This is a genomic window from Membranihabitans marinus, from assembly GCF_019802045.1.
GTDB classification, from domain to species: domain Bacteria; phylum Bacteroidota; class Bacteroidia; order Chitinophagales; family Saprospiraceae; genus Membranihabitans; species Membranihabitans marinus_A.
Genome location: NZ_JAHVHU010000004.1, coordinates 39073 through 59418 on the forward strand (window position 1 = coordinate 39073; position 20346 = coordinate 59418).

At 43.9% G+C, this 20346-nt stretch carries 15 protein-coding genes; 6 read left to right on the plus strand and 9 right to left on the minus strand.

Annotated elements, in window-relative coordinates; all coding sequences use genetic code 11:
• Positions 1-45 precede the first annotated feature (45 nt).
• Positions 46-855, minus strand: a complete 810-nt coding sequence (locus KUV50_RS03145; protein WP_222578639.1) for a glycerophosphodiester phosphodiesterase — start codon at positions 853-855, stop codon at positions 46-48.
• 283 nt (positions 856-1138) lie between these two features.
• Between KUV50_RS03145 and KUV50_RS03150 the strand changes: the two genes are divergently transcribed.
• Positions 1139-1507: a hypothetical protein gene (locus KUV50_RS03150; RefSeq protein ID WP_222578640.1), complete on the plus strand. Its 369-nt coding sequence runs from the start codon at positions 1139-1141 to the stop codon at positions 1505-1507.
• A 22-nt stretch (positions 1508-1529) separates the two neighbouring features.
• Here KUV50_RS03150 and KUV50_RS03155 read toward each other — a convergent pair whose 3' ends face one another.
• From KUV50_RS03155 to KUV50_RS03180, 6 genes are all read right to left on the minus strand, one after another.
• Entirely contained in the window at positions 1530-2180 is a 651-nt protein-coding gene (locus KUV50_RS03155; RefSeq protein ID WP_222578641.1) for a WbqC family protein, read from the minus strand.
• 139 nt (positions 2181-2319) lie between these two features.
• Positions 2320-4125, minus strand: coding sequence for an acyl-CoA dehydrogenase family protein (locus tag KUV50_RS03160; protein ID WP_222578642.1), 1806 nt, complete (start codon positions 4123-4125; stop codon positions 2320-2322).
• Between the two features lie 119 nt (positions 4126-4244).
• On the minus strand, positions 4245-4592 hold the full coding sequence (locus KUV50_RS03165; protein WP_222578643.1) for a 4Fe-4S dicluster domain-containing protein: 348 nt from the start codon (positions 4590-4592) through the stop codon (positions 4245-4247).
• 481 nt (positions 4593-5073) lie between these two features.
• A complete protein-coding gene (locus KUV50_RS03170) occupies positions 5074-6147 on the minus strand; it encodes a hypothetical protein (protein WP_222578644.1) in 1074 nt (357 codons plus the stop codon).
• Between the two features lie 259 nt (positions 6148-6406).
• Positions 6407-8695 (minus strand): BamA/TamA family outer membrane protein, encoded by a 2289-nt coding sequence (locus KUV50_RS03175; protein ID WP_222578645.1) that lies wholly within the window; start codon positions 8693-8695, stop codon positions 6407-6409.
• Positions 8696-8702: 7 nt separating this feature from the next.
• Positions 8703-13661 carry a translocation/assembly module TamB gene (locus KUV50_RS03180; protein ID WP_222578646.1) on the minus strand — a complete coding sequence of 1653 codons (4959 nt, stop codon included), beginning with the start codon at positions 13659-13661 and terminating at the stop codon, positions 8703-8705.
• A gap of 213 nt (positions 13662-13874) precedes the next feature.
• Between KUV50_RS03180 and KUV50_RS03185 the strand changes: the two genes are divergently transcribed.
• The 5 genes from KUV50_RS03185 to KUV50_RS03205 all read left to right on the plus strand — a co-directional run bounded on the left by KUV50_RS03185 (position 13875) and on the right by KUV50_RS03205 (position 18012).
• Entirely contained in the window at positions 13875-14204 is a 330-nt protein-coding gene (locus KUV50_RS03185; protein ID WP_222578647.1) for a cupin domain-containing protein, read from the plus strand.
• Complete coding sequence (locus KUV50_RS03190) at positions 14201-14629, plus strand: hypothetical protein (protein ID WP_222578648.1); 429 nt, start codon at positions 14201-14203, stop codon at positions 14627-14629. The genes KUV50_RS03185 and KUV50_RS03190 overlap by 4 nt, the downstream gene beginning before the upstream one ends.
• A gap of 124 nt (positions 14630-14753) precedes the next feature.
• Complete coding sequence (locus KUV50_RS03195; RefSeq protein ID WP_222578649.1) at positions 14754-15791, plus strand: sugar kinase; 1038 nt, start codon at positions 14754-14756, stop codon at positions 15789-15791.
• A gap of 34 nt (positions 15792-15825) precedes the next feature.
• Positions 15826-16491 (plus strand): bifunctional 4-hydroxy-2-oxoglutarate aldolase/2-dehydro-3-deoxy-phosphogluconate aldolase, encoded by a 666-nt coding sequence (locus tag KUV50_RS03200; RefSeq protein ID WP_222578650.1) that lies wholly within the window; start codon positions 15826-15828, stop codon positions 16489-16491.
• Positions 16492-16494: 3 nt separating this feature from the next.
• Entirely contained in the window at positions 16495-18012 is a 1518-nt protein-coding gene (locus KUV50_RS03205; protein ID WP_222578651.1) for an NAD(P)H-hydrate dehydratase, read from the plus strand.
• A gap of 281 nt (positions 18013-18293) precedes the next feature.
• Here KUV50_RS03205 and fbaA read toward each other — a convergent pair whose 3' ends face one another.
• Both fbaA and trxB read right to left on the minus strand, forming a co-directional pair.
• Positions 18294-19373 carry a class II fructose-bisphosphate aldolase gene (fbaA, locus tag KUV50_RS03210; RefSeq protein ID WP_222578652.1) on the minus strand — a complete coding sequence of 360 codons (1080 nt, stop codon included), beginning with the start codon at positions 19371-19373 and terminating at the stop codon, positions 18294-18296.
• Between the two features lie 25 nt (positions 19374-19398).
• Positions 19399-20331, minus strand: coding sequence for a thioredoxin-disulfide reductase (gene trxB / locus KUV50_RS03215; RefSeq protein ID WP_222578653.1), 933 nt, complete (start codon positions 20329-20331; stop codon positions 19399-19401).
• Positions 20332-20346: the final 15 nt, after the last annotated feature.

The window sequence follows — 20346 nt, forward strand, 5'->3', positions numbered from 1 at the left end:
TTTTCGATCATATGTGTACGTTAGGATAACGAGCTTAATAAAGGATTAGTTCGTTTTACGCTCGAAGTCCATATCACTGAGCAAATGTTTGCGAATGTATCCAGGACGATCTGTCGTGATGCCATCGATACCCATATGGGCCAGTCGTCGTGCATCTTCCACTTTGTTTACAGTCCAGCAGAGAATTCCCAGGTCATCTTTGTGTGCCTGATTAATCAGATCCTGATCAATTATACTGTGATGGAGGTTGATTCCATCCAACCCGTTTGACTTGACAGATTCCCAACGTGCTGCCACATCAGCTTTTTTGGAGGACAACCAAAAACAAGGCAGATCGGGAAATTCATTTTTTAGGTCGTTGATCACTTCCCATCCAAACGCGATAAAAATAATTTGTGATCTTTTGGGATGATCCTCTAATAGCGATTTCAAAATTGGAACAATTTCAGACCCGGATTTTACCTCTACAACCAGTTTTTTATAACGGGGAATTACTTCTAAAATATCAGTTAACAAAGGCAAGCGCTCTCCCTCAAATTGTGGTGCTTTCCATTTTCCGGCATCAAGTTTGGTTAGTACGTCAGAACTTGTCTCGCTGACCTTATAATCAGCGCCTGTCGTCCGTTTGGTGGTTCGGTCATGCAATACCGCTATTTTTCCATCGGCTGTGGGGTACACGTCTATTTCTACGGCATCTGCTCCTTCTTCCCACGCCTTCACTGCAGACAAAGTCGTGTTTTCCGGGTAGACATAGGAAGCCCCCCGGTGACCAATAATTAATGCATTTTGACTGTTTGCCGCCGTGAGCCCAACCAAGGAACAGAAAAACGTCAATAAAATGTGTTGATGTACCATTGCTGTAATTTTTTAGATGAATTTAGCGCCGAATGTACCTAATTATTTAAACATATGCAACGGATAAAATCGTGAACTGTTTAGCGGATCAGGTGCTAAAATGAACCAATCTATATAAGGTGTGTTATTAATTTTGTATATTTCCTCATTAAATTGGATAAAGTGTGTCATATTGCACCTTATGTGCGGAGGGATAAGCGGGTAGAAATACATTTTCAGGCCTAAAAGACGAATAGCATAAGGCGCAGTAGATTGAATGGAATTAAATAATTAAAGCAATACTATGGTATCTATCGAAGAAAAACGGGATTACATTGAGAAAGCGATTGAGTTCGCAAAAACCAAAGGATTTAAAGAATTCCGGGCTAATCTTGATGATTTTGAGGATCCCAAATCCTTTACGAAGGTTTCTTCGGACAAGGAAATATTGCCCGATTTTACAGCCAAAAGAAGAGGAAAAAAACATTATTTTGATATTGCTCTCAAAACAGAGAATGTTCAACCATTGATTACCAAGTGGAAGTTACTCAGTCAATTAGCTGAATTAAAAAATAGTAAATTGATCCTTTTTGCACCACGGGGTCATAAAGCTTTTGCTGAACGTCTTATCAAATTATACAAAGTGCCAGCGCAGGTCGAAGCGTTGAAATGATTTGTAAGCTAATTGTATGCACTTATCCACTCCAGTGAATGCGTGCACCATATTCATCAACCAATCGCCGGGATTCGGGACCATAGGAGAATAATACCTCCAAGAAAGTATGTCCCGGGATGAAAGAAAAATATTCAAGCTCAATGCGTTTCAATAGCCCTGGATGATTTTTAAAAAATAGCGGGGTTATCTTGGATCTTAGATCAAGGAGGTCTTCCGAATACTGGGGGACATAGCTTTCGGTCAATGAATAATTTGTAATTTCAAGCAACTCAAAGAAATATTGGATTAAACGCATATTCAGGTCAAATAAATACCGGTACTTTCTGCCCACAATTGCATGAATGTCTTCTATATAATGGGGGTAGTATGGAAAACTTCCGTATTCGGTCTGAAGCCTGTTTTTCATAATTCTAAACCAATCTTCATCATAGGCAATCTGGACCATTTTAATCGGTTGGGAGCGGTGTTTGCCTTTCACGAGCGGAACGATCAGGTATTGATTGTTCTGATTACTCCGGACCACACCTTTATTCCTGTATGTCCCTTTGGTGTAATTTTCATATTGTTCAAATAGGATGTGGTCAGCCTGGGCTAACAACGCCATGGTGTAGACTGAGGGAAGGAACGGAGCTTCCGTGATAACAGTGTCATAAGAGGGTATCGATGCCAATTTTAATGTTAATTTTTTAACGCCAAAAGTGATCCTGGTGCAAGATAAAAAAACATGCTCCGAAAGTATCAGAGCATGTTATGAGTTGCCGATCTGGCAACTGCATTAAGTTAATTAACCATGTCAACTTAATAGATCTTTAATTCATGCGGAATGGATATTTGTTCTCAGCAATGGCCAAGTCTGCAATCGTGGTTCTTAATTTACTTACATTCTGGATAGGGTAGGAGGTAAACCTTTTGATTCCCATGGTATAAGTTTTCAGCAAGTCACCACTGGTGTACCCCGTCACGGCATCGATGGCGTTTTTCATTATTCGATGGTTGACATCGTGCATAAATACCCGCAGCATGGCTTCATAAATTTCCAAATGTCTGATTTTCTTTTTCTTTATTTCTAGAACCCGCAAATAAAATGACTCTGCCATATATATGTCGATTAGGATGTCTGCTGTGTTGAGAATTAGCTGTTGTTCCTTCTCCAGGTTTAGTTCACCGTCCATTTGTTTTTTGACCGCACCTCCGGAAACCATTAAAAATAATTTCTTGAAGTCTTGTATCGACTTGCTTTCTTCAGCCAGATATCCATTTTTCTTACCCGGGGAGGCAAATGAAGTTAATTCTTTTTGGACCTCCCAAGCCGGACCAGTGAGATCATATTCGCCCTTACCAGATTTTCTAAGCAGCATATTAATACTCAATAACCGGTTGATTTCATTGGTTCCTTCAAAGATACGATTAATACGTGCATCGCGATAGGCTCGGGATACCGGGGTCTCCTCTGAGAATCCCATGCCACCATAAATCTGAACCGCTTCATCTGCTACATAGTCAATAATTTCACTTCCGGCTACCTTTAGAATGGCACATTCAATCGCATATTCTTCGGCAGCTTTCAACTTGGCTTCTGCATAGGTGCTGCCACTCTCCATGAGTTGTTTGGATTTGTGCTCCAGGGAACTGGAGGTCCGGTAAAGTGTGCTCTCCCCAGCAAAAGTCCGAATGCATTGTTCAGCAATTTTTTTCTTTATTGCACCAAATGAGGAGATGGGTACATTGAACTGTATTCGGTCAGTCGCATATTGCACGCTGTAATCGATGAGGGTTTTGGATCCAGAGATGCAAAGAACGCCAAGTTTGAGGCGACCAATGTTCAGAACATTGAAGGCGATAATATGGCCGCGACCGATATCACCCAGAACATCTTCCACAGGTACTCTGACATCTTCTAGAAAAACCATGCGCGTCGATGAACCATGGATCCCCATTTTGTCTTCCTCTTCGCCCAGACTAACGCCCTCAGCGTGGGCATCTACAATAAAAGCGGTGAACTTCTCTCCGTCAATTTTGGCAAAAACGATCAGGATATCAGCGAAACCACTGTTTGAAATCCACATCTTTTGACCATTAAGGATATAGTTTTCACCCGTTTCATCCAACACAGCCACCGCTTTCGCCGATAGGGCATCCGAACCGGATGTCGGTTCTGTCAGGCAATAAGCAGGTTTCAGATCACCGGAGATTATTTTTGTGAGGTATTTTTCTTTTTGTGATTCTGTTCCGAAAAATAAGAAGGGTAGCATTCCAATTCCGGTTTGCACGGAATAACTGACATTGAATGAATGCAAGGGGCCCAACAATTCATTGACAATAATATCGGTGTTCGTCCCCATTTGCATGCCACCGTATTCCTCGGGCATATGAATTCCTAGAAATCCCATCTCGCCCATCTTTTCAATGATCGATACCGTATTGCTAAATTCTCCCTTTTCAATGGCAGGAAGCTTTGGTTTTATCTCTGAGTCAATAAAATCTGAAAGCGACTCCATGATCATTTTTTGATCTTCAGTCGCATCTTCCGGAAAGAATATGGATTCCGATTCTTCCTGAGCTATAACAAACTCACCGCCCTTTATGATTCGTACGCTATTTTGGACTGTCTCCATTGAATATTTCTTTTTAAATTTCTCGTATGGCTCTAAAAATACTCAATTTTTGAACGAAAGTCAAAATAAATCGCGAAAATTTTTACAGGTTTTATGTTCCTTAATTTCAGGTTACTAATTCAAGCGTGAAGTGTTGCCTGACGAGCTGCCAGAACTTCCTCTGATTCTTCATGATTGGGGTCGGGGAGACAGCAGTCCACCGGGCACACTGCCGCACACTGAGGTTCTTCATGAAAACCGACGCATTCCGTGCATTTATCCGGTACAATGTAATAGACTTCCTCATCAACTGGTGGATTATCCTCCAGCGCATCCACGGTCGTTCCATCGTGAAGGGTATAGTCACTATCGATCGTAGTGCCATCTGCCATGCGCCATTCAACACCGGGTTCATAAATGGCATTATTGGGGCATTCGGGTTCGCAAGCTCCGCAGTTTATGCATTCATCAGTAATATATATAGCCATGGTTTATTGCAGTTTTGAATATATAGGCAAAAATATTGATATTTTATGGAATAAAAAATATTGTATGGTTTATATTCTAAGTTTAATAAGTCTAAATAAATACAAGAAGAAGAAAATGGTTCGATCTTTACCTTCATCATCTCCTATCAGCGCTTGGGAGATGTAGATAAAAATGGGATCTATTGCATCTGATAAGGCAAGATGGCATCAAGAAATCCTCCAGTTCATGAATGGGTATTCTTGGGTTTTATGAAGTACAGAACAGATAGCTCAGAAGATTCGATAACTATCTGGACGCTATTCGCCGTACTTTCTGGCTAGTGTCAGATATTGATTCCTTGTTTTACGTTATATCGCGGAAGCGTTTTCGATCAGTAAGGGGATCGACAAAATAACCCGGATGACTTAGAGTAGCTACAGATTGCACTAGAAATGCGACTTATATCTGGAAAATAAAAAAAGGGTGGTTGGCCAACAATTATTATTCTTCTTCACTGATTACCGTCGCATCATCGACGATTTCATTTCCATCGCCATCTTCATCAACGAATCCGGGTGCGGGAGAAGAAGGTTTTTTCGAAGGTATCTCCCTGGTTTTTTCCAGTTTGACTTCTTTGACCCGATCGTAGTCTCCGGCGGCAAACGCTTCTGCTTTTCGCCAGAATTCATCTTTATCATCCATTTCCGAATTTCGCAGGTTTGCTTTGTCTTGCGGCGAAGACTGATAGGGAGTGTCCTTGTTTTTTTCGTGTTCCTTGGCAGCATCCTGAGCTTTGTCCACCGTTTGTTGCCATTTTGATTTGAGTTGTTCAATGTTCGCTTTGGCTTTGTCGATCAGGCTGAGCCCGTTTTCATCCTTTTCATGGAGGTATTTGGTGGCTTTTTGCTGAATTTCTTCACTTTTATGTTCTAGTTTTTCACTCATTGACGAGGCACCCTGACGCAATTTATCCAAAATGTCAGCAGCACCAGCAAGGATTGATTCACCGATGGCTTCTGTAGAATCTTTTATCCGTTCTGATCCTGTTCTGACTTTCTCTTGTTCGTCGTGGATTTGGTCTTTCATTCGATTGCTGATGGACTCCGCTTTATAACGGATTTCTTCCGCCTCATTTTTAAGATCCTCTTGTATGGATTCTCGTTCTTGTTCCATACTTTTGATCGTATCCTTGATCTCATCTTCCGTATGATGCTGATCATCTTCTTCAAGTTCCTTTCGAAATTCAGCAGCTCGTTGTTGCAAAGCTTCCATTCGTTCATCGGCTTTAGAAGCTGCTTCATCAAACTTTTCTGACATCTCAGAAGTGAATTCTTCGGATTTATTTTTAATATCAGAACGCCAATGACGGTATTTTTCTAAAAGGTTATCCACGGCATCTTCCGCTTTATCGCCAAATCGATCTGCATTCTTGCGGGCTGATTCATAAAGTTCATTGCCTTTTTCTTTGATACTTTCCGAAAACTCATCGCTTTTCTTCGACGCTTTTCGACCGGTGGATCGGGCAACGGACTTGGCTCCGAAAATTACCTTTTTGAGATCATTGAGTATTCCCATTGGACGTATTTATTTAAGTTGTTACTAAGATAGATATTTCTCACGAGATCTGCATGCAAGCAGCGTTACTTTATTCTATTTAACATAATAATAATTATAGGAAAACGCAGAGCGTTCGATTTTCACCGCTGTTGGAGTTGTGTAAATGGTATGACTGCTCTGGTTGGTATGACTGCTCTGGTCTAGACAAACCAATACGGAAATTCAATGTAGTATGAAATCGGACTACGATGCAATAAAGCTTCGGCGGTAGCTCCAATCAAAAAGGATATCCTACGGCAAGATTCAGAACCGGGTGCTCAAAATCATAAACCCATCGCTGCCCGGGTTCATGTCCAGGATCGTGCATGGGTGCTGCGAGATCTACTCTGATGACAAAGCTTTGAATATCTAGCCGTAGACCAACGCCTAGACCAATGCCGAGTTCGTTCATGAAGTTTTTATCAAATCGTCCACCAGGTAATGCTTCATTTTCGGTGGTGATCCATACATTTCCGGCATCTACAAACACTGCACCATGTAAATAGCTGTACACCGGAAAGCGGTACTCTACATTGGCTTCCAGTCTTAGATTACCGGTCTGATCAAAATAAGTGGCACTGGTTTCCTGATTCTTTTCCGAATCATAGGTGCCGGGACCCAACTTGCGCGTATTGAATGCCCGGACGCTGTACGGGCCACCCGAATAAAATTGTTTATTATATGGCAGGACATCAGAATTTCCATAAGCCTCTCCAAGACCGGCATATATACGGCTGGCAAATTTCTGATTTCTTCCCAGCTTAATGTGGTAATGCAAATCCAGTGCGGCTTTGGCATATTGAGCATACTCCAATTCCAGGAACGTCTTTGGAGGTCCTGTCCGCTGACCTGTAATCAGACTCAATAAATTCCCGGCAACATCAAAACTACTATTGAGAAAAAATTGATGTTTTTGACTTTGGTCAACCATTCCATTGTATGTGTACGAATAGGTCATGCCCGAGATAAATTGTTGATTGAAGCTACTCTGAAGAAATGGATTGCGATCCAGAATATCTTCAAAATCTGAAGTGCTTTTAAGGAGGTTCAAGTACGTAATAGAAATCGGGTTCAGATCATGGGTCACAAATCGATTTCCGCTCCAGAAGAATCCATAAGCAGCCGTTACGGAAGACATTGAAAATAGTTGAGTTCTGGCGATGTACTCCCCGCCGAGTGAGATACGAGTTTTGGGGATGGAGTAATCAAACCAATCGTTATTAATCGGTATCGGCAGGATCACCCGGGGAAATACCAAATCGCCTTTAAGACTAAGTTGCAGACTATTGAGACCGGGTTCTTTACTTCGGCTCAGTTGTGTCTCGTATCCGGCATTGGCAGTCAAATCCAATATCTCGCCCCCGTGAAACAAATTTCGATTGGTGTAGGTCAAGGCCAAGGAGGGGCCTGAAAAATTATTGGATTTGGTGACAGCTTGAAGCTGAGCCCTAACCGCTCGTTGTGTGAGCGGAGACAGATAGATATTGGCCGTAAGTTCTCCTACGCTATCTCTTCCAAGTCCATCGTGGTCATCAAAGCGTATATTGACAAATTTATAAGCACCCGTAGAACCTAACCGACGGCTTGTGGTCTTCGCATAATCGGAGTTATAATAGTCTCCTTTTTCAATTTTTATAAACGGGTCTAGTTTCTCTGGCTTGAAGTACAATTCATCGCGAATAAAATTTTTATTCTGAAACCGGACGGTATCTAATGGAATGGAATCCTGCCCGATGTGGTAATTGGGATACACGTTCACTTTCTTTATTCGATAAGGGAAGAGTGATTTTTGGGGAACATCATTTTTGATTTTTAAATACAGGTCAAATTTCCGGCTGTCGTATTGATTGGTGTCTGCCTGGAATTCAAGGAACTCGCTGTTGAAATTGTAATAGCCGCGCGTTTTGAGATATGCGTCGATGTTTTGGCGTTCCAATTTCATTCTCTCCAGATCAAACCTCGATCCTTTGTGAAGAACGGTTTCTTCCTGGTAGTTTCTGATCTGTTGATGAATGGTCAGGGAGTCCCCTTCCAATTGGTATGTTTCCAATTCATAATATTCCGGAACTATGGCGTGGTAATTAATACTGGCCATTTTCTTATCCTCGCTATATACGATATCACTTGTGAGAACACTGTTGAAATGTCCTCGGTTTTCCAGCCTGTTGCGCATCAGGTCTTCTACAGATTCCCTATTAACCGCAGAAAGATAAACAGGCTCCTCCCCTATTTTTCGATCTAAAAAACGATATAACCATCCGGTATCTCTTTCTGCCTTAAAATGAACATACAGCCCCGGTTTTAACCCTAAGATACTGCTATTCGGACCAGGCTGGATTAGATTTTCAAGTACATATGACAGCTCTTTGTAATCCTGTACTTTCCCCATCGTATCTAGGTCAAGTTGGGCTCCGGTATAGAGCGTCTTTTCTTCCGGAATGAATTTTTTGACACTACAGGCAAAAAGTAATGGGATGGCTAATAGGCAACTGATTAATCTTATTTCTTTGATTTGCATGTTGTTCATTCACTTATCAGTTATTTTTTTCTGTACCCTGCTCAGTTCTCAGCGGGCTCCACAGTTCATTGAACTTATTGAACTCCCGTGTGAAAATAAGCGCCAGACCGCTGATGATGGTTTGTCCATCGATGACATTTTCAAAGGTGTTTTTACGAAAACCTCTTATGCGGAATTGTCCACTTTCGGTCAGCAGGTACTCTACGCTGACGTTCCCGATTAAAGGATTTTCTTCCTGTGGATTGGTGTTGCCCCCTTCCAGGTCGACTTCGCTGCCTACTTTTACGATGAGTCGATCGTCCAGAAATGTTTTTTTTGCAGCGATATCCAATTGGGTTCTGTTTTGGGGATTTTTGCCCTGGTAGTCGGTGTAGCTATCGAGTCCAAAATTTAATTCCAATCCGGTATCCCCGAGCAGTTTATCTGAGAACAGGTTGAGTTGGTCCGATAATGCTTGATTGAGATTGTCGCGGGCTACATTGACGATGCCTCCAGAGCTGCCGTCGCTGCCGGACCCCGGATAGAATCGTCCAAGAACCAGCAGAGAGAATACTTGTTTATTCAAGAGCTGGTCTTGCTGGTTAATTTGCTGAATGCGTCCATAAACTTGCCCACCCATATCACCGCGGGCGTCATCAGGCATATCAAGACTAAAGCTAAGTTTGGGTTCGGTCAGTTGACCGTCCAGGTTCAGGTACACCAGAAACGGCATCTTTTGTTGATACTGATTCCGAACAGATGGATCAGCGGCCGAGGTTTGACTCGCCATAAGCGATGATGGCGTGGTCTCAATATCATAAATGGCCCGGACATTCAGTTTCGCATCAAACGGGTCGCCGGACCAGGCTACTGTACTTCCCTGTGCAATGTCAAATCTTCTGTTGACGAGATTGTACAGATTCATTTCATAATGTCCATCTTGAAGTCTATAATTTCCAGAAAGGGACATTCGTCCGGTTGGATCGATGGTGAAACTTAAATCACCTTCACCGGCAATCTTAAAATGATCTCCCGTTTGTTCACTGATGATGACTTTGAAAGATGCGTTTTTGGATAAGGACAAAATGGCATTGATATCGTACCCTTGCACCACTATTGATTGTTCCTCCTCTTCTTCTGTCATGACGGGTTCGGGGGCCTTTTTGTTGACAAACTCCACGATTCCTTCTTGTTTGTTCAGATTGGCTTCGCCCTGAGGCATGATGTAGGTGACATTGGTGCCTGCATTGACGTCCAGTTCCACATGGAGTACCGGTAGATTTAAATCTCCCTGGAGTGTGGCTTTTGCATTGAAGCTTGCTTTCCCGTAAAACTGCGCATCGTCCGTTTTCGATGCATTCAAGATCTGAAAGTCCTTCGCCTGCATCTTCAGATCAAATGATGGATTGGTCAAGTCATCTGTGATGATTTTTCCGTTGGTCGTGAATTTGTTGCCATCTGCATCCGAGATCTGAAACTGATTGAGGTTTATCCCTTCATTGTCAAATGTAATTTGCTGGCTTCCCAGATCAAATGGGGTTTGGAGCATCGTAGGTGTGACACGGGCATCGTGAAACACCAGTTCGCCGTTATAATTGAGATTGCTCATAGAACCTCCGGCACGAACATCGCCTGACAAGTAACCAGATGATTCCTCAATCTCTCCCATCGAGAAGGACTGAATGGCATTCATACTAATCCGGTCGATGGTAACATCCAGATTAACTTCAGCGTCGTTCGCTGTAGTCTGGTATTCACCAACTGCCGAAAGGTCCACTTCTCCACCCCGCAGGTTGAGGTCTGCTTTATAATTCTTAGCATCCTCAGTACTTCCGGACAAGTTTAGTTCCCCCATATTAACTTCCATGACCTGGAGATCACGGATCGCGATATCAGCAATCAAACCAGCATTGCCCAGCGGTTCCTGCACGGTAAATCCCCCATTGATATGTCCGGTGGCCAGTAGAGAATCAGGATTAAAGTAACTCATTATGTTAGCCAGGTTAAACTCCTCAAATTGAACGTTTAGGCTTGTATTGCCAGGGTTGTCGTCAATGGTGAATTTTTGGGCTCCGCTTTGCATGTTGAAATTTTTAAATTCTATTTTTTGCTGCCCTATTCGTATCAAATTTCGTTCGGGTATATGCCAGTTTTTGGCATCAAATACCAGCACGGAAGGATCAACATGTATTAAAATACTATCGTTCCGGCTCATGGTTTCTGTTTTGAGATGGACGAGTTCATCATTCTGATATCTGGCTTCAAACTCAGAATACAAAACCTGGTTTTTAACGATATTTCTGAAATAAGTACGATTGATGGTCAGCGGACCAGCCACTATCTGTTGCAATCCCATCTGCATATTGAAATGTTCCTTATCCGAAGAAGCTGAAAAGCTCAAACTATCGATTTCAATGCCGGAATAATTCAAATAGGGAACTTCAATAGCGGCCATTAGGTTTTTATCTTCTTCGTGAAAGTCCACTTTTAAGTTCATCGTGTCCAGTTCTTCCAGGCCCTTCAGAAAAACTTCATCCAACAGTGGATCCTGTCGTAGAGAAGCTTCCACCAATACATGTACCGGCTGAGAAGTGGTATCTGCTATTTGAGTCGAATCACTCAAATAACTGGTGATGTGGCGCGATATAGCGGTTGCAAATCCATCCGGCGAGGTATTGGATTGCAGGTCCAGATCCAACATTCTGCTATTGATGGATCCGGCTGTTGTATCCGGGGTGACATAAGCGCTTAGGTGAATTGTGCCGGTCGGGTAACTGGTGCCGTCGTAGAGAATCTGACCATTGTTAAGGGTGGCATTCGTGGTGAACGTGGTTCCGTTCCCTTTAAAGTAAGCATGGAGTAGAAATGATGATTTCACTCTTTGGTTCATCAGACCTAGTGAGGCCAGGTCAGCATCTTTGACATCGAGTGTGGCATCTACTTCCGGTGATACGGAATCCAGTACGACCTCTGCCGTCAAATCCATGTTGAGGTTGCTGTCCTGGTACGTAGAATGAATCGAACCGACTCCATTGTTAACTGACCCTTTCATGAGCAGATCCTCCATGCTGTAATCGTTTAGTGAGAACGAATCAATTCGGGCTTCCAGAGTGGCATCCAAGGATGAAACATCATGTCCTTGTCCCTCCGCTTCTGCTGTAAGGCTTAGTATGCCCAATTGAGGATTTTTCAATAAAGTATCCAATTGTAGATTTTGAACGTTGACCAGGGCGGAGAATGACAAGCTGTCGGTCTCTGCATAGCGACCCTCCAAAGCAACTTTTCCCAGGGATGTTTCCAATAGTGTCGTGGTTTTGATGTCACTGGGGCTCCCGGAGACATCTGCGGTTAGCCTCATCACTTCCGGGTACTGAATCCCGAGGCTATCTTCACTCATGAAAGTGTTGATGTCCGATCGGGTGGTTTTGATTAAAATATTCGGAAAGTTGAATTGGAGCAGGTCTGGGTTCGTGACATGGTCAACGCTGCCTGAAGCAAATGCGGCAGTGTGCGTACCCCATCGGATTCCCGCGCCCTGAATGCGAAGGGATGCCAATGGTCCTTTTGCCTGGAGATTGCCGGTCAATGGTTTTTGACGTAGAGCTTGCAGGTATGGATTTTCCTGAAGTTCGGGAACAAATTGAGCGATGGGGGTTGGATTTACTTTAAACTCCGGTATGTCCAAGTCGATATTCGTGGTTTCTGGTCTGTTGATTAAATCATTGACCGTCTCATAAGTGCCGGAAATATGACCTTTCAGCCGGCTTTTCATTGCTTCGATCTGAATGTTGGACAGATTAAATTTCTGATCATCCATTTGCCACTGCATTTGAACCTGATCGACGATGATTCCTGATTTTTCTTTGAAATGCAGCTGGTTAAGTTTGCCTTCGGTCGATTTATCATTCAGTTGTATGTTTTGGCCCCTAAGTGTGAAATCACTAATGAACAACGCATCCGGATTAAATTGTCCTGATGTCGGCTGTGCAGGACCAGTCACGTAGGTGATCTGATTATCAGACAAATCGATTTCTTCTAAAGAGACGCCCCATTCCGGCCAGGTAAAAGCTACCAAGGAATCGGATGTTGTGGTTTCTTCGGTAGGTATATCGGTGGCTATCGGGTCCGCCATATCCAGGTGAATCTGTGATTCGGACAATCCTATTTTTTCGATCCGGATTTGATTGTTTTGCAGATCGATGGTTGATGCCCGTAGTACAAAGTCTCCGATGTTTACATCCGCATCAATTCCATCCGGTGTAGATTGATATCGGCCCGTCACATTGGATACTTCAATGTCGTGCAAGGCCAGGTCAGGAAGTAAGGTGTTGGTGGTGGTTTCCGAATCTGGAAATGGTTTGGTCTGAAGATACACAAAGTGGCTATTACTCAACATCGCAGATTGCACCTCAAAGATCATGCTGTCCAGTTCTACCCGATCCATACGAATATCGAACTCGCCGACACGCACTACAGCGTCCATTCCAGCTACTTCATCGTGATAGTTTGCATGGATGTCACTCAAGTGTATATCGCCGACTGAAATATTTATAGGAGCGGCAGTAGTATCTGTGGAAATATTTTCCGTAGAATCTGTAGAAATAAAGGCATCCAGTAAAAACTGGTAATTAAAATGATCAGATCCTTGATCACGGTAAACATTTGCCCGGGCCCCTGTCCACTTCAGTTGGTTCACAGAAATTCCCTGACCGGTGATGATCGGCCAAATGGGAATACCAGCTGTAAGTGATCTGGAATAAAGTAAAGTATCTTGATTCAGATCTTCGACGTAGAGATTCTCGATGGTGATATCTCCGGCAAAAGAGATGTAAATTCGGTCCAGTGTAATGGTCGAATTGGTTTTGGATTCAAGATAGGAGAAAACCTGATTCTTAATTACATTTTGCCCCCAGGGGCTTCGTACAAACAAGACCAGGAGAAAGAATGTTATGAGAATTCCTGCGATAATCTTAAGTAGTATAGATAGCAATCTCAATATGATATTCTTTTATTTATTCAAGGAGTTTCTCCATAAAATGTTCACATAATAAATATTAGATAAAAGTCGCAATTCCCTTGATGGTATCGTCATAAATGGGCGTTGTATCACTTTATTTTTTTAAAAATAATACGGATATCATGGTCCTTATAATCTAAAAGAGCTATATTTGATCAAAATATTATTTGTAATAATTCTAAATAGATGGGTATGGAAAATTCATTAAAACTTAAAACCCCACCTGATCTTTTGCCATTGGCAACCGGAGCTTCGCTTAAAATTTTTGAACTTGATGGAGCCGCAGGCATGATAATGCCGGTCCATTACTGTACCGAGGAAGCGGTCGTCAGTGTGAAGGCAGGTTCTTCCCGATTGCAATTTGAAGATCATGCAATGATTCTTGAGAAAGGGGAATCTTTTCTTCTCCCTGCCGGAAAAACACATTCGTTGACGTTATTGGAAGATTTCCAAGCGCTCGTGGTAATGCCGGTCGAATCCGATATAAAGTGCAAGGTTTCACCACACAATACTTCCTTATGATGACTGTTATTGATCCCGTGCTGATTGTTCTCACGTTTTTATGGATTGGTTTTGTTTGTGCGATCAGTTTTATGGAAGCCGGGTTAAAATTCAGAGCCCCTGGTGTAACTATTCCGGTAGGACTGAGTATTGGTCGGGTGGTTTTTGGTGCGCTTAATAAGGTGGAGTGGGTACTGGCCGCTGCCATCGTACTGAACTATGTCTTATTTCACCATGTTTATTCATGGAATATGGCTTGGATAGCGGGCGCAATTTTGATCCTGAAGATTCAAACGCTATGGATGCTGCCGGCGCTAAGTCAACGCGCCAAAAATATTAGTGAAGGCGTTTCGCTTCCACCCTCATCGTTGCACCGGTATTATCTTTTGTTGGAGGTCAGTAAGGTGGCTATTTTATTTGTTTATGGCGTGCATTTGTTTCATTAAATAAACTCGAAGAAGTTGGAACCCGGCATCGGGACCGGAAAAAATTACAGAATTTAGTGCAAACGTTTTAAATTCATGATATTTATTTGAATATTACGCTTTAAATCAAAATTGCACTATACATATGAAAAAGGTCATCACTTTTGGTGAGATTATGCTTCGACTGAGCCCTCCGGGGTATTTGCGTTTTTCTCAAGCGGATTCGTTTGATGTCGTCTATGGCGGCGGCGAATCCAATGTTGCCGTATCTTTAGCGAACTATGGCATCCCTGTGGAGTTTGTCAGCCGGATTCCGGACAACGACATTGGGGAATGTGCAGTTGCCGAATTGCGAAAGAAGAACGTAGGTACTCAGTTTATCGAACGAGCGGGCGACCGACTTGGGATTTATTTTCTGGAAATGGGCGCTGTCTCCCGGGGCAGCAAGGTCGTGTATGACCGGGCGCATTCTGCCATTGCTGAAATAAAACCAGGGACGATCGATTGGGAAGAAGTATTTGCTGATGCCCAATGGTTTCATTGGACAGGGATCACACCGGCTATATCTCAATCTGCCGCAGATGTCTGCCAGGAGGCCATACAGGCTGCGAACGATCTGGGGATTACTGTTTCTACCGACCTGAATTACAGAAAGAATTTGTGGACTTACGGTAAAAAAAGCCACGAAGTCATGCCTGATCTTGTCGCAGGATGCGATATAATACTGGGAAATGAAGAGGATGCAGAGAAGCACTTCGACATTCATCCGGAAGGCGTGGATGTATCACAGGGTGATACTATTGATGCGGATGCGTACATATCCGTCTGCCAGCAATTGATGGAACGCTTTCCCCGGACCAAGAAGGTGATCGTCACTTTGCGGGGTTCATTGAGTGCCTCACACAACACCTGGTCCGGCGTCCTGTACGACGGAACTAAACTGTACAAAGGACCCGATTTTGACATCACACACATCGTTGACCGAGTAGGTGGTGGTGATAGTTTTATGGGAGGACTCATTTATGGTTTGATACATTATGGTGAAGATGTTCAAAGTGCATTGAATTTTGCAGTTTCCGCATCTGCACTGAAACACACTATATTTGGGGATGCCAACCTGGCTACCGTAGCAGAAGTGGAAAAACTGATGGGCGGTGATGCCAGTGGCCGGGTGAGCCGGTAATATTATTCAATAATTAAATTCAAAAATAAATTTTATGGCTACATATGCCCGTACGGAAGTGATACAGACGGTGTTGGATCAACGATTGGTCCCTTTATTTTATCATCCTGACCCTGAACTCGGTAAATCCGTGCTCAAAGCGTGTTACGAAGGCGGTGCCCGCCTGATGGAATTTACCAATCGGGGTGATTTTGCGCAGGAAGTATTTTCTGAGCTCAGCAAATATGTAGGACAGGAACTTCCGGGGATGGTTCTTGGTATTGGGTCTATTAATGACGCACCCACGGCAGCGATGTATTTGCAGTTGGGAGCAAACTTTATTGTCGGGGCTTCTTTCCGGGAAGATATTGCCCGTGTTTGCAATCGGCGAAAAGTGGCGTACGTGCCCGGTTGTGGTACATTAACGGAGATTGGAACGGCCGAAGAGATGGGGTGTGAACTCGTGAAATTATTTCCAGGTAGCGTGTATGGTCCGGATTTTGTAAAATCGATCAAAGGCCCGAGTCCCTGGACGCGTATTATGCCTACAGGTGGAGTTTCTACGGATGAAGAAAACCTTCGATCGTGGTTTGATGCGGGCGTATCAGCCGTGGGTATGGGGTCTAAAATGATCTCTAAAGACATTATCGCAGAAAAATCGTGGGATGAACTGACCCAGCGGGTAGAGCGCACATTGAAACTTATAGAAACTATGAAGTAAACGATGAAAATACTCAACCAGGAACAAATGCATTGGGTGGATCAGCAAACGATGATCGATCAGCGTATTAGCTCTACCGAGTTAATGGAGCGTGCGGTGCATGAACTTTACAAATGCATCCGAAGTTTTACCTGGTTTGATCCGCTCTCGCCCGTGTTTGTATTTGCCGGTTCAGGGAATAATGGTGGTGATGGCATTGGGCTGGCCAGGTTGTTGGCTGAAGAAGGTGTCGAGGTCCATTTATTTTACTGCGATTATTCCGAACCGAGCGCGGATAATCTGCATATGCGGGAACACCTCCCCCATCGGAAGTATCTGACAGAAAAGTCGATCACGAACCCGGCGGATTTTCCAACACTGGATCGGAAAGGGCTGATTATTGATGCATTGTTTGGTTCGGGCTTGAATCGGCCGATCGAAGGAGTCTGGCGGTCGGTCGTGGAAAGCATCAATACACAGCACACCAATCGTGTGATTAGTATCGATATTCCCTCGGGAATGCATCCCGACAAAATTCTCGAGAATGCCGTGTGCATACATGCTGATATTACCCTGACGATCGGGCAACCCAAGTATAGCTTTTTCTTTCCCGAGCTCGGAGATATTATTGGGGATTGGGTAGTGATTGATATTAAGTTGTCAGAGGCTGCTTTGGAAAAATGTGATACGCACATGTATTATCTGGATGCACCGTTTATCAAAGGGTATGGCGATCTGTCCCGGAAAAGATTTTCACATAAAGGAACCTTCGGTCATGCTTTGCTCATCAATGGGTCCTATGGAAAAATGGGCGCTGCGATTTTAGCTGCCCGTTCGTGTCTGCGGAGCGGTGTGGGGTTGTTGACTTGTCATGTGCCTCGTATTGGTTATCCCATTATGCAGATATCGGTCCCTGAATCGATGGTGTCGGTGGATCAGCATGAGTTTTATTTTCATACTAAAATTGATGTGTCCGGTTATGATGCGATAGGAATAGGATCGGGCATTGATCATGGAAATGGTGTTTGTGAAGCTTTGTTGCATGTGATTCAAAATACGACAGTCCCCCTGGTCCTAGATGCTGATGCACTTAATATTCTGGCAGAACATGCAGATTGGCTGGGTAAATTACCCCGTAATAGTATCCTGACCCCCCACCCTGGTGAGTTCAAGCGATTGTTTGGATCTTGGATCAATGATGCGGAAAAGCTGGACAGACAACGAAATCTATCGCGCCAGTATGGTCTTTTTATTGTGTTGAAAGGTGCGAATACCTCAATATCTTGCCCGGATGGACAAATCTATTTTAATTCAACGGGAAATCCAGGCATGGCCACAGCCGGGAGTGGTGATACGCTGACAGGCATCATTACCGGACTTTGTGCGCAGAATATGGGGACCAAGTCAGCCGTTTTAATGGGCGTTTACATCCATGGTCTGGCTGGCGATCTGGCTGTGAAGGGCCAAAGTCAGCTTTCTATGGTCAGCTCGGACATTACCAATCACCTTGGCGCTGCATTTTACGAGACCTTTCAAACGTAAGTCGGTATTGGTTGATTGTTAAAGGTAAATGGTTGATCACTCCTGAAATTTATTTTACAAAAGATCCTACTAGGTCGTCGGGGGGGCATTTGTGCCTATCTACCATATATGTTGTGCGCTAACTACGGAACTTACCAGTACATAATTTTCCTACACGTAAAGCAGTCTTGTAGCACGCCCTCCCACACGTCTTGATCCATCAACCGCCATGCGTGTTTCATGGAAGTTGACGACACGCCCTTGGATCCACTACATCATGATCAACCATTCACCATCGATAATTAAATTTTGTTCTTACCAACAGCATTGAGATCTTCAAAAGCCTGAGTCAGACGAACACGGAAAGCGTCTTCGGCTGCACGCAACCATTTGCGGGGATCGTAGTACTTTTTATTGGGAATGTCGTCGCCGTCCGGGTTTCCAATTTGTGCCTGCAGATAACCGCGGTTTTTAGCCTCATAAGCGCGTAATCCGTCCCAGAATGCCCATTGTTGATCGGTGTCAATATTCATTTTGATGGCGCCGTAGGTGATGGCTTCCCGGATGTCCTTTAGGTCAGAACCACTGCCTCCGTGGAATACAAAATGAATCGGTTGATCTTTGTCCAGATTAAATTTTTCCTTTACAAAATCCTGTGAGTTCTTCAGAATGATCGGTCGCAATTCCACATTGCCTGGCTTATATACGCCATGAACATTGCCAAAAGCAGCTGCTACGGTAAACCGTGGCGATACCTTCATGAGCTCTTCATAGGCGTAAGCGACTTCTTCGGGCTGCGTGTAAAGACGTGCACTGTCAATCTCCGTGTTGTCCACGCCATCCTCTTCGCCACCGGTGACACCCAGTTCGATCTCAATCGACATATCAATTTTATTCATTCGTTCAAAGTACGCCTTTGAAGTGCCGATATTTTCTTCCAGTTCTTCTTCGGACAGATCCAGCATATGCGAACTAAACAAAGGCTGTCCTTTCTCGGCATAGTACTTTTCTCCGATGTCGAGCAGGCCATCCACCCAGGGAAGTAAGTTCTTGGCACAATGATCCGTATGCAAGACCACGGGTACATCGTATTGTTTTGCAAGCAGGTGAACGTGTGTAGCTCCCGCCACGGCACCATAAATACTGGCTTTCTGTTGACTGTTGTCCAGCCCTTTACCAGCGTAGAAAGAAGCTCCACCGTTGGAAAGTTGAATAATAACGGGTGACTCCAGGTCACGGGCTGTTTCCATTACGGCATTGATCGAATTGGTCCCGATGACATTGACGGCAGGCAACGCATAATCATGCTTGCTGGCGTGGTTGTAAAGTTCTGTAAGTTCCGCTCCGTACAATACCCCTGACCTGAAATTTTTGTTTGACATATGTTAAGTTATAAATTAGGTGAATTTAAATGATTCCTTTTTCAACCAAATAAGCTTCGGCATCCAAAGCTGCCATGCATCCGGTGCCGGCGGCAGTTACCGCTTGCCGATACTTTCTGTCTTGTGCATCCCCGCTGGCGAATACGCCTGGTATATTCGTTTCTGTGGTTTTTCCTTTGGTTACAATATAACCGGTTTCATCCATGGTCAGAATATTGTGAAATATTTCTGTATTGGGTGAATGCCCGATGGCAACGAAAAATCCGGTGATGTCGAGGTCTGTAACCTCTTTGGTTTGATTATTCTGGACTCTGACGCCGGTCACCTCTCCATTTCCCAATATCTCCCTGGCTTCGGTGTTCCAGTGTATTTTTATGTTTTCCGTTCTCATCACCCGGTCCTGCATGATCTTGGAAGCACGCATTTCATCTCTACGGACCAATAAGTGAACTTCCGGCGAAAGTTTTGAGAGGTAGGTGGCTTCCTCCGCTGCGGTATCTCCACCACCGACCACGGCTACTTTTTGTCCTTTGAAAAAGAAACCGTCACACACTGCACATGCAGAAACCCCTTTGTTCATAAAAGCTTTCTCGGAAGGGAGTCCCAACCATTTGGCGCTGGCCCCGGTAGCTATTACGACGGTGTGCGCCTGAACCTTTTCGCCGTTGTCCAAGGTGAGCGTATGTACATCCTGGCTGAAGTCTACTTCAGTTACCACGTTGTAAAAAATTTTCGTCCCGAAGCGCTCTGCTTGCTTACGGAAATCTTCCATCATCACCGGACCTTGAACGCCGTCGGGATAGCCGGGGTAGTTCTCTACATCGGTAGTTATCATCAATTGTCCGCCCGGTTCTGAGCCTACGTACATCACAGGGTCAAGATTAGCTCGTGCTGCATAAATGGCAGCCGTATAACCAGCCGGCCCTGATCCTATTATGATACATTTCTGTATATCCATACTTTCAAAAAATTT